This window comes from Pseudomonas sp. SL4(2022), from assembly GCF_026625725.1.
Classification (GTDB): Bacteria; Pseudomonadota; Gammaproteobacteria; order Pseudomonadales; family Pseudomonadaceae; genus Aquipseudomonas.
Genome location: NZ_CP113060.1, coordinates 965643 through 980961, shown reverse-complemented (window position 1 = coordinate 980961; position 15319 = coordinate 965643). Strand labels below are relative to the sequence as shown.

Sequence of the window (15319 nt, the reverse complement as noted above, 5' to 3'; positions counted from 1 at the left end):
GTAGGCGATGAAACGCTGCTGGGGGCTATGGTTAGTGCTGAGCGTTGTCAGTTCGCTGGCACACGCCGCTACGCCGACGAGCGTGCAGATTGCTGCCGAAGCCTGGCCGGAACACACGCAAGCCGATGGTCGCGGGCTGGCCTGGGAAATTTTCCGTCAGGTGTTCGAGCCGGCAGGTGTGCAACTGAATATCCAGAGCGTCCCTTACACCCGTTCGATTGGACTGGTTCAGCGAGGCGAGGCCGATGCCTGGGCCGGGTCCTACCACAACGAGGTTCAGCAAGGCGTGTTCTATCCGCGCTGGCACTATGACGCTGATCAAATATCGGCGCTTGGGCTGCGTACGCAGGCCCGGCCGACCCTCGATACGCTGGATCAGTACCGGTTGATCTGGGTGCGTGGTTATGAATATCAGCGCTACCTGCCGAAGGTTGGCGAGTACCGCGAAGTCATACGGCGCGGCGGGATTCTCGGCATGTTGGATCAGCATCATGCTGATTTCTATATTGATGCTGTAACCGAGGTCGATGACGTACTGAGCACTGCGCGTGAGCCGGCCCGCTATTACGTCACGCATCTGACCAAGCTGCCGGTTTATCTGGGGTTCGCTGATAACGCTCGCGGCCGTGCGCTGGCTGAGCTGTTTGATAAGCGGATGACTGTGTTAATCAATAACGGCAGTTTGCGGCCGATTTTCCAGCGTTGGCAACAACCCTATCCGTTCAACTAACTGTGCGAGATGCGTCATGCATGCGTTGAAAATCCTGGCTCTGAGTGCCTCGCTGTTGACCGTCAACGTGGCTGTTGCGGTCACTCAGGTGCGCGTTGTTGGCTTGTTTCCGGGGGCTGCCGTATTAAACGTCGATGGTCAGCGCAAGCTGGTCAAGGTGGGTCAGGTTGGGCCCGGTGGTGTGCTGGTGGTCAGCGCTGACAGCCGCGGCGCCGTGTTGCGGGTTGATGGGGTCGAGCGCGCTTACAGTCTCAGTCGTGAATACAGCGAAGGCTTTGCCGAACCGACCAAAAAGCAGCTCAGCGTCGCCAAAGGTGTCGGTGGTCATTACTGGGTTGCCGGCTCGGTCAACAGTCACCCGATCCAGTTTATGGTCGACACCGGAGCCACCTCCGTGGCATTGAACGATGAGCATGCGCGTCGTCTCGGTATCGACTACCGCGCAGTGGGCATACCGCTGCAGGTAAGTACTGCCAGCGGTACTGCGCGTGGCTGGCGCGTGAGCCTGGATCGGGTCAAGGTTGGCGAGCTGGAGGTGTTGGGGGTTGAGGCCGTGGTGCTGGAGGGTGGCTCACCAAGTGAAGCGTTGCTGGGGATGAGCTTTCTCGGTCGGGTAGGCTGGAAGGTTGAGCAGGATGTGCTGGTGCTGGAGTCCAAGTACTAGCCAGTCGCGGTCGCGTGTTCGATTCTTATCATCAGAAATTCAGGCTGAGCGGCTGCCAGGGCCTGCTGTTACAATGCCGGCCACATTCTTTCTGCCATTTATCTTTAGGAGCATCCGGTGTCCGTCGTGTTTGTCGCCGCCTCCCAGCTGCCTACCCCCTTTGGCGTATTTACCATGCATGGCTTTCTTGAAGAGGCCACGGGCAAGGAGCATGTAGCCCTGACCTTTGGTGATGTGGCTGATGGTGCGCCTGTATTGGGGCGTTTGCATTCCGAATGCCTGACCGGTGATGCGCTGTTCAGTCTGCGTTGTGATTGTGGATTTCAGCTCGAGGCCGCGTTGCGTGCCATCGCCAGTGAAGGGCGGGGCGTTCTGCTCTATCTGCGCCAGGAAGGCCGGGGTATTGGCTTGCTGAACAAAATTCGTGCCTATGAGCTGCAGGACGGCGGTGCCGATACCGTCGAGGCGAATGAACGTCTGGGCTTTGGTGCCGATCAGCGTGATTACGCCATCTGCTTGCCGATGCTTGATCATCTGGGCATCAGCCAGCTCAAGCTGATGACCAATAACCCGCGCAAGGTCAAGGCGCTGGGCGATATGGGCATCAACGTGGCGACCCGCGTGCCACTGCAGATTGATCACAACCCGCACAACAGAAAATACCTGGCGACCAAAGCCGGCAAACTCGGGCACATGCTTGGCAGTTTGCATCAGGGTGAGGTTGAGGAAAGCCTGTGACGCGCGGCGAAGTGCGTCGGCGACTGGCGCTGGAGTGGTGGCGGCAACTGGCGGTGACCCTGGCCCCGCTGTTTGTCTTCAATCTGCTGTTTGGGGCCGGTCAACAGACAGGCTTGTTGACTATGCCGCTGTTTATCGCCGGTCTGGCCTCGATGTTTGTCAGCTTGCCGTTGTTCAGCGCCTATAAGCGTGCGCTGATCGCCACGGAAAAAAGCCTCGACGGTCCGGCTGAGCACGATGCCTGGCTGGAGCTGACGCGGGTGCGGCGTCTGGCCCTGCTGGGTGCGGCCTTACCGGCCTGGATCGCGGCGCTGGCGGTCTTTGCCGGGCTTGAGGCAATCCCGCTGATTCTGCTGGCGCTGTCCAGCATCGTGCTGCTGTACCTCTATCGCATTCCTCGCCAACTCGGCTGATGCGCGGCCTGCTGCTCTGTGTATTGCTGTCACTCACCTGGCCGGTGGCAGCCGCCCAACGGGTGGTTACCCTGGCGCCATCGCTGACCGAAATTGTTCTTGAGCTGGGGGCCGCAGATCGCTTGGTCGGCGTGCTCGATGGTGGGGCGCGGCCGGCAGCTATAAGCCATCTGCCCTCTGTCGGCCGCTTAGGTCAGCTGGAGTTGGAAAGTCTGTTGCAGGTGCAACCTGATCTGGTGCTGTTATGGCCCGACAGTATCAGTGCGACACAGCGTCAGCAGTTGCAGCGCATCGGTGTGCCCGTGTTGGTGGTCGAACCGCGCAAACTGGCTGAGCTGGCTGACCAGTTTGTTGACATTGCCGCGCGGGTCGACCGTGTCGAGCGGGGCCGGCATCTGCAGCAGCAATTCAACCAGGGCTTGCAGCGTTTGAGCCAGCGTTACCGGCGTGAGCGGCCGGTACGCCTGTTCTATCAGGTTTGGGATGTCCCGCTGTATACCATCGGCGGCCAGCAGATCATCAGCGACGCACTGGCGGTGTGTGGTGCCACCAATGTTTTTGCGGACCTGAGTCTGCCTGCTCCGCAGGTGAGTGTGGAGGCCGTGCTTGAACGCAACCCGGAGGTGATTCTGGCCAGTGTGCAGGCGCAACTGGATGCCTGGCGAGTATGGCCGGGACTGGCAGCGGTGGAGCGTCAACAACTGTGGCGTGTGCCGGACGATGGTCTGGAGCGGCCGAGCTTTCAGATGCTGGCCGCGATCGAAGCGCTGTGCGAGCGCCTGGCGAGCGCCCGCTAAACCATGGCCCTGAGCCTGCCCGCTCAGGGCCTGTCACTCAGAAGCGGTAGCCCAGGCTGAGCTTGACCTGCTCTTCGGCCGCCGGGTAGCTGCTGGCGCTGCTGGCAAAGACATCGTAGCGTTTGCCGGTGAGGTTATTCAGGCGCAATGTGCTGCTGAACTGTCTGTAGTTGTAGCTCAGCGCTGCATTGATCAGGGTATAGCCGCCGGCCTGCTGCTGATTGTTGGCATCGTCCCCTGAGTAATAGCGGCGCCCGGTGTACACGGCTTCCAGATACGTGTGCAGCCCTTGAATGATCCGGTAGTTGAGGTGCGCACTGGCCGTGTTGCGGGCCACCCATGGCACGCTGTTGCCCTGGAAGGAGCCTGCACGAAATTCCGCATCGGTAAAGCTGTATTGGCCGCCGATGCTCAGGCGCTCGCTCAATTGGCGCTCTGCCTCCAGTAGCAGTCCGTCACGGCGGGTTTTATCCAGATTGATATTGGCGCCGCGACCATTCCAGCTGTTGGGGTTGGCAATCAGTGCGTCGTAGAGCAGTTCGTCCTGCAAATCCAGTCGATACAGCGTTGCTTGATAGCGCTGCACGCCGTCTTGCCACTCGACGCCGCTTTCCCAGGACACACCGGTTTGCGGTTTGAGGAACTCGACCCCCGGCAGGACAAAGGCATTGTCGTCCACGTTGGCCCAGCGCAGCACGTCCTCACGCTTGAGAAACAGGCGCGTCTCTTGGTTGGCTTGCCAGTTCAGGCCGATGCTGGTGCTGTCTTCGCGATCCTTGTGCTGTTTGCGGCTCGCCTTGTTATGGTCGTCCGCTTCGCTGCTGCGGTAGCCGGCAGTAACCGTTACGCCGCGCCCAAGCCCCTGGCTTAACTGGCTATACCAGTCGCGCTGGGTCTGCTGGAAGTCGGTGCCCCAGGATGATTGGGCGTCACTGCTTATGTGGTCGTGGCCAAGTAGCCATTCTCCAGCGCCAAGGCTGTTGCCGTAGCGTGCACTCAACCTGGGGCTGATGCTTTCCGTGCGGGTGTCCTGGGTAAAGCGGCTGGGAGCGGCAAAGCTGCCAACGCTGTCCTGATCGCTGTGGCTGTAGTCGAGGTTGCTCGTCCAGGTGTCATCCAGTTGCTGTTCCAGGGCAAAACGATGAACCTGCGTCTTGCTGTCGTTCCAGGCCGTCGAGTCGCTTTGCTTGCGGTCTGCATGGCGCTGCGCCCTGCTCATGGCATTGGGGTACAGCAGTTCATCGTCGACCGTCTGGTACTCATACAGTGCATGGCCACTGTCATGGTCATGGCGCAGACGGGCGAAGGCGTTGCTGTAGCTGGCGTTGTTATGGTCGCGGTAGTTGTCGGCCGTACGCGACTCGCCGCTCAGGTAAGTCGAAAATCCACCGCCGAGTTGCTGGTAGATATGCCCGCGCAAGGCCTCCAGATCATGGCTGCCGCGACTGGCTTCGAGATAGCCCTCGTTGCGGCTTGGGGTGCGGGTAACGATGTTGATGACGCCGCCCACCGCCTGGTCGCCATACAGTACGGTGCCGGCGCCGCGGATGATCTCGATGCGTTCGATATTACCCAGTGGCACGCTGTTGAGGTCAGCGCCTGCCTGGCTGGGTTGGTTAAGGCGGCGACCATCCACCAGAATCAGGGTGTTGTTTACCGCATTTTCGCCAAAGCCACGCAGGCTGAAGGTGGCTCGGCTGCCATCGCCAATGGTGTCGCGGACTTGTATCCCCGCCTCAGCACGCAGCACATCGAGTAACGAGTGAGCGGCAGATTGCTCAATCTGTTGGCGGTCAATCACCCTGACGCTGGCCGGTGCCTGGGTTTGCAGGGGCGTGGCGCGGGTAATCACCAGCGGTTGGGCCTGATAGGGCGGGTTGGCTTCGTTGGCCAGGGTCAGGCCTGGGGCCAGTGTGACAGCCAGAGCAAGGCGAGATAATTTCACAGGAAATCCTCAAAAGATCGAACGACTTTTGAGGAGGGCAGGGGCAAGAACGGGCGCGCAAACGCTGCCTGAGCTTGACGGTGATGCCCTCCGCAACACCAGTCACATCCAGCAAGGCCGGTCTCCGGGCTCTCGACGTGCGCCGCCTCGCCTTCCCGGGATAACCCAGTGGCGTTGAGGTGACGTGCAGAACGACTCTGCGGTCGATTACCGTTGCGGGGGCAGCGCCGGGATGGTTCGTCAGAACGCACCGGCTTCCCGTTTAACGCCGCTTCACTGTAGAAGGGCGCACCTTGGCGGAAGTAAAACGCCGCGCACCTTAATGCGCGGTTGGATGAATTACAAGCAAGCCTGGCTCAGCCCTGGATGAGCGGTATTCATGCGCAAGGGCTGGCGAGGCGCGCGCGGATGGCGGCCTCGATGCCGGCGGCATCCAGCCCGCATTCGGCGAGCATCTGCGCTGGCTTGGCGTGTTCGACGTAGTAGTCCGGCAGCCCCAGGTGCAGCACCGGTTTGAGGATGCCAGCGTGGGCGAGGAACTCGCTGACGGCACTGCCAGCGCCGCCCATTACGCTGTTCTCTTCGAGGGTCACCAGCAGTTCGTGGCTGGCGGCCAGCTGGCGCACGAGCGCTTCATCCAGCGGTTTAACGAAGCGCATGTCGACCACTGTTGCATCCAGCACTTCGCCGACCTTGAGGGCTTCGGCCAGTTGTACGCCAAAGACCAACAGGGCGGTTTGCTTGCCGTGGCGGCGAACGATGCCCTTGCCGATTTCCAGCGGTTCCAGGCCCGGCTCGATGGCGGCATTCGGACCGCTGCCACGCGGATAGCGCACGGCGGCGGGGCCATTGAACAGGTGACCGGTGGTGAGCATGCGGCGCAGTTCGTTTTCATCGCTCGGTGTCATCACCAGCATGCCGGGGATGCAGCGTAGGTAGGAAATATCAAAGCTGCCGGCGTGGGTCGGGCCGTCTTCGCCGACCAGACCGGCGCGGTCGATGGCGAACAGCACGTCGAGGTGCTGCACGGCCACATCGTGAATCAGCTGGTCATAGGCGCGCTGCAGGAAGGTCGAGTAAATCGCCACCACCGGCTTGGCACCGTCGCAGGCCATGCCGGCGGCGAGGGTCACGGCATGCTGTTCGGCGATGGCGACGTCGAAATAGCGCTCGGGATAACGCTCACTGAACGCCACCAGATCCGAGCCTTCCTTCATCGCTGGCGTAATGCCAAGCAGGCGCGGGTCTGCAGCCGCCATGTCACACAGCCATTGGCCGAACACGCTGGAGTATTTCGGGCCGCTGGCTTGCTTGGGGGCGGCCGGCGCGTTGATCGGCTCCAGCTTGGTGATCGCGTGGTAGCCAATCGGGTCGGCCTCAGCCGGGGCGAAGCCCTTGCCCTTTTTGGTCACCACATGGAGGAACTGCGGGCCGTCGAGGTCGCGCATATTGCGCAGGGTGGCGAGCAGCGTGGGCAGGTCGTGGCCATCGATGGGGCCGACATAGTTCCAGCCCAGCTCTTCGAACAGGGTGCCGGGCACCAGCATACCTTTGGCGTGTTCTTCGACCTTGCGTGCGATTTCCCAGGCACCCGGCAGGTGCGAGAGGATTTTCTTGCTGCCCTCACGCATGTTCGAGTACGTGCGGCTGGAGATGATCTTGGCCAGGTAGTTGGACAGGCCGCCGACGTTCTTGGAAATCGACATGTCGTTGTCGTTGAGGATCACCAGCATGTTGGCACCCACGTCGCTGGCGTGGTTCAGCGCCTCGAAGGCCATGCCGGCGGTCATGGCGCCGTCACCGATCACCGCCACGGCCTTGCGCTTGCTGTTCTGCAGGCGGGCGGCGATGGCCATGCCCAGGGCGGCGCTGATGCTGGTGCTGGAGTGGCCGACGCCAAAGGTGTCGTACTCGCTTTCCGAACGGCGCGGGAAGGCGGCGATGCCGTCCTTCTGCCGTAGGCTGCCCATCTGCTCGCGGCGGCCGGTAAGGATCTTGTGCGGGTAGGCCTGATGGCCCACATCCCACACCAGGCGATCATCCGGGGTGTCGAAAACGTAATGCAGGGCCACGGTCAGCTCGATCACGCCGAGGCCCGCGCCGAAATGCCCGCCCGTCTGCCCGACCGTATACAACAGGTACTGGCGCAATTCGTCGGCCAGGGTTTCCAGCTCTGCTTCGCCCAGGCGGCGTAGCTCGTCCGGCGTATTGGCGCGGTCTAGAAGGGGCGTCAGCGGGCGCTCACGGGGAATCTCGTGGAAGGTCGTCGGCATCAGGCAGATCGTTATAGGTGCAAAAGATGCGGCAGTTTACCCGAAGCGCCGGAAACTGCCCAAACATGGTTCGGCCTAACACGCCTGAGCCTGGATGCATTCCACCTCTGCATCCAGACGCGACAGCGACCTACCAGGTATCGACCGAGCGCTTCTTGCCTGTGCGGGCAGCGGGTTGTGCTGTGGCATTAAGGCCGCGCAGTAGCCAGGCGCGGGTTTCCACAGGGTCGATCACTGCATCGATCTCCAGGAAACTGGCCATATTGATGCCCTTGCCGTTCTCGTAGGCCTTGGCCACCAGCTTGTCGAACAGCTGTTGGCGTGCCGCCGGTTCTTCGACGGCGGCCAGTTCCTTGGCAAACCCCAGGCGCACCGCACCTTCCAGGCCCATTGCACCGAATTCGGCACTGGGCCAGGCGATGGTGAACAGCGGCGAATGGAAGCTGCCGGCAGCCATGGCCTGAGCGCCGAGACCGTAGCCTTTGCGCAGCACTACGGTGAAAAACGGCACGGTCAGGCTGGCGGCGGCGACAAACATGCGCGAGACATGGCGCACCGTGGCCTGTTTCTCGGCCTCCGGGCCGACCATAAAGCCGGGGGTGTCGCACAGCGACAGCAATGGGATATCGAAGGCATCGCACAGCTGCATAAAACGTGCGGCCTTGTCGCCGGCGACTGCGTCGATGGCGCCGCCGAGGTGCGCGGGGTTGTTGGCCAGCAGGCCGAACGGCTTACCTTGGATGCGGATAAACCCAGTGATCAGGCCGGGCGCAAACTCGCGGCGCAGTTCCAGCACGCTGTCCCTGTCGGCGAGGGTGGCGATCACTTGGCGGATGTCATACACGCGCAAACGGTTTTCCGGGATCAGCTGGCGCAGCTCGCGCTGATCGGCGCAATCCCATTCGCTGAGCGCTCCCTGGAAGTAGCTCAGGTACTGCTTGGCCACCTGCACCGCTGCGGCTTCATCGGCCACCCGTACGTCGATGACGCCATTGGTGCCCTGCACGCTCACCGGGCCGACCTGTTCCGGTTTAAAGCTGCCCAGGCCGCCGCCTTCGATCATCGCCGGACCGGCCATGCCGATGGTTGCGTCCTCCGTGGCGATAATCACATCGCAGCAGCCGAGCAGGGCGGCGTTGCCGGCAAAGCAGCGTCCGGACACCACGCCTACCAGCGGCACCAGGCCGGAGAGCTTGGCCATGCCGACAAAGGTGTGGCAGTCCAGCCCGGCTACGCCGACGAAATCGGTATCGCCCGGCCGGCCGCCGCCACCCTCGGCAAACAGCACCACCGGCAAGCGCCACTGCGCGGCGAGGCCGAGCATGCGGTCGGTCTTCTTGTGGTTCATCACCCCCTGGGTGCCGGCAAACACGGTGTAGTCGTAGGCGATGGCCATGCAGCGTGCAGCCTGGTCGCCGAATGCCTTGGCGTTGACCGTGCCGGTGCCGGCCACCAGGCCATCGGCCGGGCTCTGTTCGATCAGCTCGGCCAGCGAGCGCCGACGCCGTTGTGCGGCAATCGCCAGGGCGCCGTATTCGCTGAAACTGCCGTCGTCCAGCAGGTCCGCCAGGTTCTCGCGCACGGTGCGCTGGCCTGTCTTGCGCCGTTTGGCTACGGCGGCAGGACGGCGTACATCGGTGAGGAGCGCGTGGCGTTCGAGCACTTCGGCCAGGTCCGCACGGATATGCTCGAGGTCCAGGCTCTGTTCGCTCTGGTGGGCAGCAGCGTCAACCTCGGCGGGTTCGATAAACAGCAGCGGCTGGCCTTCATTGAGCGCGCTGCCGATCTGCACGGCCAACTGGCGGACGATGCCGCTGTGGCTGGCGGTGACCACAAACTCCATTTTCATCGCCTCCAGCACAGCAAGGCTCTGGCCGACAGTCACCGCATCGCCTTCGGCCACGTCCAGGCTGACCACCACACCCGTGCTGTGGGTCAGCAGGGGCAGGCAGCCTGACGGTGCGTCCGCGACTGTTTCAGCGGCTGGGCCGGCGCTCTGCGTAGCGGCAAAAAAACGGTGCGGATGAGCCTGGTCTTGCACGGCCAGCAGCTCGTTCAGATGGCTTTCGACAAAGCGCGTGGTCAGCTGATAGCTCGCCACCTGCGGTAGGCGCAGCAGGTTCTGCAGCAGGTGTAGGTTGCTCGCCACGCCTTCCAGGCGAAATTCGCACAGTGCACGGTAGGCGCGGCGCAGCGCGCTGGGGTAGTCCGGTGCATGGGCGATCAGCTTGGCCAGCAGTGAGTCGTAACTGGGGCTGACCGGGTAGCCGGCGTAACCATAGCCATCCACACGCAGACCGGGACCGCTGGGCGGCTGGTAGGCCGTCAGGGTGCCAGCGGCCGGGCGGGTGCTGCCATCGGCACTCATGCTTTCCAGGTTGATCCGCAGCTGCACGGCGCAGCCATTAAGCGGCGGTGGTTGCAGCAGGCCGAGCTCGGCCAAGGTGTGGCCGGCGGCCAGTTTGAGCTGGGTGTGCAGCAGATCGACGCCGGTGACCTGCTCGGTGACGGTGTGCTCGACCTGAATGCGCGGGTTGGCTTCCATAAAGTAAAAGCGTTCTGGCTGCTCGGCATCCAGCAGAAATTCGAAGGTGCCCAGGCCCTGGTACTTCGCTGCACCGGCTAGTTTCAGCGCGGCCGCGATCATCCCTTCGCGGGTGGCCGCGGGCAGGTCCGGGCTGGGGGCGATTTCCACCAGCTTCTGCTGGCGACGTTGCAGGCTGCAGTCGCGCTCCCACAGATGGCTCACCGCGCCCGTGCTGTCGCCCAGTACCTGAATTTCGATATGCCGGGCCTGGTTGACCAGCTGTTCGATATACAGCGCATCGTTGCCAAAGGCGGCGCGGGCTTCGGATTGGCAGCGGGCAAAGGCCTCGTCCAGCTCGTCAGCACTGAACACCGGGCGCATGCCACGGCCGCCGCCACCCGCCAGGGCCTTGAGCATGACGGCGTCATGTTCAACGAGAAAGCCACGGGCTTCCTCCAGGCTGATCGGCCGATTGATCCCCGCCACCAGCGGCACGGCGCAGCGTTCGGCTAACGCCCGCGCCGCGGCCTTATCGCCAAACAGTTGCAGCACCTCGCTGCTGGGGCCGACAAAACACAGCCCAGCGGTCTGGCAGCGGCGGGCGAATTCGGCGTTCTCCGCGAGAAAGCCATAGCCGGGGTGTACGGCATCGCAGCCCTGCGCCAGGGCAATCTCGATCAGCTGGTCCATATCCAGGTAAGCCGGTACGCCACGGCCCTTGAGCGCCACAGCGCTATCGGCCTGGCGCACATGCAGAGAGGTGGCATCGTCTTCGGCGTAGAGGGCGACCGAGCGGATGCCCAGCTCACTGGCGGCGCGGGCGATGCGGATGGCGATTTCGCCTCGGTTGGCGATCAGCAGGGCGGCGAAGGGCGCAGTCGTAACGGGCATGATGGCTCCAGATTTTTATTCTGCAGCCATCTTAGGCGCTCTGTGGGCGAGGTAAACCAAGCCTTAGCGGGTGAGGGTTGGGCTATTGATACGGGTGATAAAGCGCTGATGGGCTAGCTGCGTCGTTCGACGATATAGCGCGCCAGATCGCGCAGCGGCTCTGCAGCCTGATCGAATCGGCGCAGGGCGTGCAGTGCCTGGTCGCGCAGTTCCAGGGCGTAGGCCTTGGCCGCGTCGAGGCCGAGCAGGGCCGGGTAGGTCGGCTTGTCGTGGGCCTGGTCCTTGCCCTGGGTTTTGCCCAGGGTGGCGGTGTCGCTTTCCACGTCGAGGATATCGTCCTGCACCTGGAAGGCCAGGCCGATGGCGCGGGCGTAGGTGTGCAGGGCTTTTAGTGCGTGCTCATCAGCCCGGCCACTGGCCAATGCGCCGAGCTGTACGCTGGCTTCGATCAGCGCGCCGGTTTTGTGCCGGTGCATGATTTCCAGTGCGTTCTGGTCGAGGGTCTGGCCCACTGAGCCGAGGTCGATGGCTTGCCCGCCGACCATGCCGGCCGGGCCAGCGGCGCGCGCCAGGGCGCTGAGCATGGCCAGACGCAGGTCGGCGTCATGCGGGTTGTGTGTGGCGTCAGCGAGCACTTCAAAGGCCAGGCTCTGCAGGCCGTCGCCAGCAAGAATCGCGCAGGCTTCATCGAAGGCGATATGCGTGGTCGGCTGGCCGCGGCGCAGGTCGTCATCGTCCATGGCCGGCAGGTCGTCATGCACCAGCGAGTAGGCGTGAATCAACTCGACTGCACAGGCCGCCGCGTTGGCCCGTTCAGGAGTGCCGCCGAGGGCTTCGCAAGCGGCGTACACCAGCAGGGGGCGCACGCGCTTGCCGCCATTAAACAGGCTGTAGCGCATGGCGGCGTAGAGACGTTCCAGCTCGGGGCGTGGGCTGCTCAGGAGATTTTCCAGGGCGGCATCGACGCGGCGTTGGCAGCTGCTCTGGTAGGCCGCAATCATGCCTGTTGGTCCGCGTCGAAGGGGGCTTCCTCCAGCTCGCCGTCGCGTTCCATGAGGATCTGCACTTTCTGTTCGGCCTGAGCCAGGGCCGCCTGGCAATCACGGGTCAGGCGCACGCCTTGCTCGAAGGCCGTCAACGAGTCTTCCAGGGACAGCTCGCCGTTTTCCAGACGCTCGACCAGGTTCTGCAGATCGGTCAGGGATTGCTCGAAGTCGAGCGCGGCTTTTTTGCGGGCGGCCATGGCGGATATCTCGGGGTAGATCGGGGAATCGGAACCGGCGCGACACTAGCAGAGCCATGGCGCGCGGGCAAATCAGTGGGCGTGATCGGGGTCTTTGGAGCGCTTTAGCGGCGAGGGGTTATCGCGGCTAAAGCCCTTCCCACAAGACGGTTGCTTATTCAGCCGGCGGTCAGCCGATGACGCCGTGACCGCGTGCCATCATGACTGCCAGTAATGGGATGGTCAGCAGCAGCAACAGCTCCAGGCGAATCACCAGGATCACCAGGCGCGCCTTGGCGGGGCTGACCTGCGGCACTTCGCCGGCCTTGAGGCTGTTGCGCCAGTTGAGGAAGACAAAAGTCGGCACCACGGAAATCAGCCCGACCAGGATAAACAGGCCGACTTTGGCGTGAAACAGGCTGTTGCTCAGGTAGTAGTCCAGGCCCTTGCCGTACCAGAGCACCCGCGCCAGGCCAGTAAACAGCACCACCCCGGCACTGATGCCGTAAGCGATATCGGTGATGATCAGGCTGCGTGCGCGGCGCACGTCCAGCGGCAGTTTGAATTGCACATGCTCGACGCTGAGCAGGGCGAACAGCACGAAAATCGACAGGTAATGCAGGTAGGCAGCCAGTGCTTGGGCCATGTGGGCATCCTTTCTAGGGTCAGTGGGCGAATTCAACCCGGTTACGGCCATTGCCCTTGGCCTGATAGAGAGCCTGGTCGGCGCGTTTCATGGTGCTGCTGGGGGGTTCCCCGGCGCTGCGCAGGGCCGCGCCGATGCTGATGGTCAGGTGCAGTGGCTGGTTGTCGGTTTCCACTGGCTCCTTGCTCAGGGTGTTGCGAATCCGCTCGGCAATCTGCAGCAGCTCGTGTGCGTCATGCACCAGCAGCAGCACCACGAACTCCTCGCCGCCACTGCGGGTGACTACATCCTGCGGGCGTACGGCCGCGCTGATGCGTCGCGCAGTTTCCCACAGCACCTGATCGCCGGCGGCGTGGCCGTGGTTGTCGTTAACCTTCTTGAAGTAATCGAGGTCGCAGAACAGCACGCCGAGGCTCAAACCCAGTTCGTCGGCCTGCTGCTGGTGCCTGGGCAGGAAGTGATCAAGGCCGGCGCGGTTCCACAGCTGGGTCAGCGGGTCGAGCATGGTCTTGCGCTGTTCGCGGCTCAGGGCCGCGCGCAGCTGTTCAGTCTGAGCGCTGACATGGCGCAGTTTCAGGTAGCCCTCCACCAGCACGGCCATGTCGATAAACAGGCGCAGCTGTTTGTCGCTCAGTTGCCGGGGGGCCGGGTCGATCAGGCACAGGGTGCCGAGCGGCTGACCCTCTTCGGAGAACAGCGGTTGGCCGGCATAGAAACGGATCTGCGGGTTGTTGATCACCACCGGATTGTCGTGAAAACGCAGGTCGTTGTAGGTGTCTTCGACAATCAGCGGCTGGGTGTCGAGAATCGCGTGGGCGCAGAAGGAGATGGTTCGCGGGGTTTCGGTGATGTCCAGACCGATGCGTGACTTGAACCACTGGCGGTCATGGTCGATCAGGCTGATCAGTACGGTCTTGACCGCGAAGACCTCGCGTACCACCCGCACCAAGGTGTCGAGGTAAGGGTCGGCGGGTGTGTCGAGCAATTCGTTGTCATCGAGAATCTGCTGGCGCAGGACTTCATCGCAGGGCATTTCAGGGCTGAGCATGGGGTGCTCCTGATGGGCTGGGGGCGAACCATTGGTCGGCACGGCTCAGGTGATAAGCATAGCCACCCAGGCACAGGCTGCGCAGCCCCATAAAAATCAGGAAGGCCAGCCACAAGCCCTGGTTACCCAGCGGTTGCAGGGCCCAGGCCAGCGGCAGGCTGAGCAGCAGCGCAAGGAGCATGGCGTTGCGCATCTCGCGGGCGCGGGTGGCACCGATAAACAGGCCGTCGAGCAGGTAGCTCCAGACCGCAATCAGCGGCAGCAGGGCGAGGTACGGCAGGTAGGCGAATGCGGTTTCGCGCACTGCCGCGATATCGGTCTGCAGGCTGATAAACCAGTGCCCGCCGAGCAGGAATAACAGCGCAAACCCCAGGCTCGCGAGCAATGACCAACCACCCGTGACGATGAGCGTGCGCCGCAGCGCCTGTCGGTCCCGCGCGCCCAGGGCGTGTCCGCACAGGGCTTCCAGCGCATGGGCCAGGCCATCCAGGGCATGGGCCGTCAACAGCAGGCCGTTGAGCAGCAGGGCATTGGCCGCCACCGTCGCATCGCCCAGGCGTGTGCCCTGAACGGTGATCAGAAAGAACACCGCCTGCAGGGCCAGGGTGCGGATAAAGATGTCGCGGTTGACCGCCAGCAGCGGCCGCCAGTTCAGCCAGCGGCGCAGTGCGGCCCAGTCCAGCCTACCGCTGTAGGCACGCAAGGCGCGGCGTGCCAGGTACAGGCCGAGCAGGGCACCGCTCCACTCGGCAATCACCGACGCCCAGGCGGCACCGGCCACGCCCCAGTGCAGGCCGAGGACAAACAGCAGATCGAGGGCGACATTCAACAGGTTGGTGGTCAGCAGAATGGCCAGCGGTCCGCGCGCGTTCTGCGTCCCTAGCAGCCAGCCAACCAGGGCATAGGTGGTCAGCGCTGCAGGAAGGCCAAATAGGCGGATATACAGGTAGCTACGCGCCAGTTCATCAAGTTGCGCTGAAGGCTGCATCAGCGCCAGGGCGGCGCTGCTCAACGGAATGGCCAGGCCGATCAGCACCACCGCCAGCAGCACGCCGAGCAGCAGACCCTGCAGCAACACCTGACGCAGCGCACCCCCGTCGTTGCGTCCGGCGGCTTGAGCGCTGAACCCGGTGGTGCCCATGCGCAGGAAACCTACCGCCCAGGTCAGCAGGGTATACAGGCTGCCGCCCACGGCTACCGCAGCCAATTGGTGGGCGTGCGGCAGATGGCCGATCACCGCACTGTCGACCAGCGCCACCAGCGGCACCGAGAGGTTGCAGAGGATCATCGGTGCCGCCAGGGCCCACACCCGGTTGTGGGTGGGCGTGTGCTGCCAGGCATCGCGTACGGCGTTTAGCAAAGGCGCTCTCAAACAGGGTTGGCAGAACTGCAACGACATGCACAGCTGTGTCACAGACGGGTTAT

At 63.2% G+C, this 15319-nt stretch carries 13 protein-coding genes and 1 riboswitch; of the genes, 5 read left to right on the top strand and 8 right to left on the bottom strand.

Going from position 1 to position 15319, the window contains the following annotated elements; all coding sequences use genetic code 11:
• Positions 1–7 precede the first annotated feature (7 nt).
• The 5 genes from OU997_RS04540 (at position 8) to OU997_RS04520 (ending at position 3342) form a co-directional block, all read left to right on the top strand.
• Positions 8–730, top strand: coding sequence for a substrate-binding periplasmic protein (locus OU997_RS04540; RefSeq protein WP_267809244.1), 723 nt, complete (start codon positions 8–10; stop codon positions 728–730).
• Between the two features lie 16 nt (positions 731–746).
• A complete protein-coding gene (locus OU997_RS04535) occupies positions 747–1394 on the top strand; it encodes a retropepsin-like aspartic protease family protein (protein ID WP_267809242.1) in 648 nt (215 codons plus the stop codon).
• Between the two features lie 117 nt (positions 1395–1511).
• Positions 1512–2132: a GTP cyclohydrolase II gene (gene ribA, locus OU997_RS04530; RefSeq protein WP_108489663.1), complete on the top strand. Its 621-nt coding sequence runs from the start codon at positions 1512–1514 to the stop codon at positions 2130–2132.
• A complete protein-coding gene (locus OU997_RS04525) occupies positions 2129–2545 on the top strand; it encodes an MFS transporter (protein ID WP_267809240.1) in 417 nt (138 codons plus the stop codon). The genes ribA and OU997_RS04525 overlap by 4 nt, the downstream gene beginning before the upstream one ends.
• The gene (locus OU997_RS04520; RefSeq protein ID WP_108489661.1) at positions 2545–3342 is read left to right on the top strand and encodes a cobalamin-binding protein; all 798 of its coding nucleotides are present in this window, start codon (positions 2545–2547) and stop codon (positions 3340–3342) included. Before OU997_RS04525 ends, OU997_RS04520 begins: the two co-directional genes overlap by 1 nt.
• 37 nt (positions 3343–3379) lie before the next feature.
• Here OU997_RS04520 and OU997_RS04515 read toward each other — a convergent pair whose 3' ends face one another.
• The 8 genes from OU997_RS04515 to OU997_RS04480 all read right to left on the bottom strand — a co-directional run bounded on the left by OU997_RS04515 (position 3380) and on the right by OU997_RS04480 (position 15293).
• Positions 3380–5287, bottom strand: coding sequence for a TonB-dependent receptor (locus OU997_RS04515; protein WP_267809238.1), 1908 nt, complete (start codon positions 5285–5287; stop codon positions 3380–3382).
• A 97-nt stretch (positions 5288–5384) separates the two neighbouring features.
• Positions 5385–5598, bottom strand: a riboswitch (cobalamin riboswitch).
• A gap of 66 nt (positions 5599–5664) precedes the next feature.
• Positions 5665–7560 (bottom strand): 1-deoxy-D-xylulose-5-phosphate synthase, encoded by a 1896-nt coding sequence (gene dxs, locus OU997_RS04510; RefSeq protein WP_108489659.1) that lies wholly within the window; start codon positions 7558–7560, stop codon positions 5665–5667.
• Between the two features lie 130 nt (positions 7561–7690).
• Positions 7691–10978, bottom strand: a complete 3288-nt coding sequence (locus tag OU997_RS04505) for a carboxyl transferase domain-containing protein (RefSeq protein ID WP_267809235.1) — start codon at positions 10976–10978, stop codon at positions 7691–7693.
• A 113-nt stretch (positions 10979–11091) separates the two neighbouring features.
• Positions 11092–11979 (bottom strand): (2E,6E)-farnesyl diphosphate synthase, encoded by an 888-nt coding sequence (gene ispA, locus OU997_RS04500; protein WP_267809233.1) that lies wholly within the window; start codon positions 11977–11979, stop codon positions 11092–11094.
• On the bottom strand, positions 11976–12221 hold the full coding sequence (locus OU997_RS04495; RefSeq protein WP_090255704.1) for an exodeoxyribonuclease VII small subunit: 246 nt from the start codon (positions 12219–12221) through the stop codon (positions 11976–11978). The genes ispA and OU997_RS04495 overlap by 4 nt, the downstream gene beginning before the upstream one ends.
• Before the next feature lie 169 nt (positions 12222–12390).
• A complete protein-coding gene (locus tag OU997_RS04490) occupies positions 12391–12846 on the bottom strand; it encodes a DUF2214 family protein (RefSeq protein WP_267809230.1) in 456 nt (151 codons plus the stop codon).
• Positions 12847–12865: 19 nt separating this feature from the next.
• Positions 12866–13894, bottom strand: coding sequence for a sensor domain-containing diguanylate cyclase (locus OU997_RS04485; protein ID WP_267809229.1), 1029 nt, complete (start codon positions 13892–13894; stop codon positions 12866–12868).
• Entirely contained in the window at positions 13881–15293 is a 1413-nt protein-coding gene (locus tag OU997_RS04480) for an MATE family efflux transporter (protein WP_420713239.1), read from the bottom strand. Before OU997_RS04480 ends, OU997_RS04485 begins: the two co-directional genes overlap by 14 nt.
• Positions 15294–15319 lie beyond the last annotated feature (26 nt).

Coding starts and splice junctions, on each gene's coding strand:
- OU997_RS04540 (WP_267809244.1), top strand. CDS start 8: ATGAAACGCTGCTGGGGGCTATGGTTAGTGCTGAGCGTTGTCAGTTCG.
- OU997_RS04535 (WP_267809242.1), top strand. CDS start 747: ATGCATGCGTTGAAAATCCTGGCTCTGAGTGCCTCGCTGTTGACCGTC.
- OU997_RS04520 (WP_108489661.1), top strand. CDS start 2,545: ATGCGCGGCCTGCTGCTCTGTGTATTGCTGTCACTCACCTGGCCGGTG.
- dxs (WP_108489659.1), bottom strand. CDS start 7,560: ATGCCGACGACCTTCCACGAGATTCCCCGTGAGCGCCCGCTGACGCCC.
- OU997_RS04505 (WP_267809235.1), bottom strand. CDS start 10,978: ATGCCCGTTACGACTGCGCCCTTCGCCGCCCTGCTGATCGCCAACCGA.
- ispA (WP_267809233.1), bottom strand. CDS start 11,979: ATGATTGCGGCCTACCAGAGCAGCTGCCAACGCCGCGTCGATGCCGCC.
- OU997_RS04495 (WP_090255704.1), bottom strand. CDS start 12,221: ATGGCCGCCCGCAAAAAAGCCGCGCTCGACTTCGAGCAATCCCTGACC.
- OU997_RS04490 (WP_267809230.1), bottom strand. CDS start 12,846: ATGGCCCAAGCACTGGCTGCCTACCTGCATTACCTGTCGATTTTCGTG.
- OU997_RS04485 (WP_267809229.1), bottom strand. CDS start 13,894: ATGCTCAGCCCTGAAATGCCCTGCGATGAAGTCCTGCGCCAGCAGATT.
- OU997_RS04480 (WP_420713239.1), bottom strand. CDS start 15,293: ATGTCGTTGCAGTTCTGCCAACCCTGTTTGAGAGCGCCTTTGCTAAAC.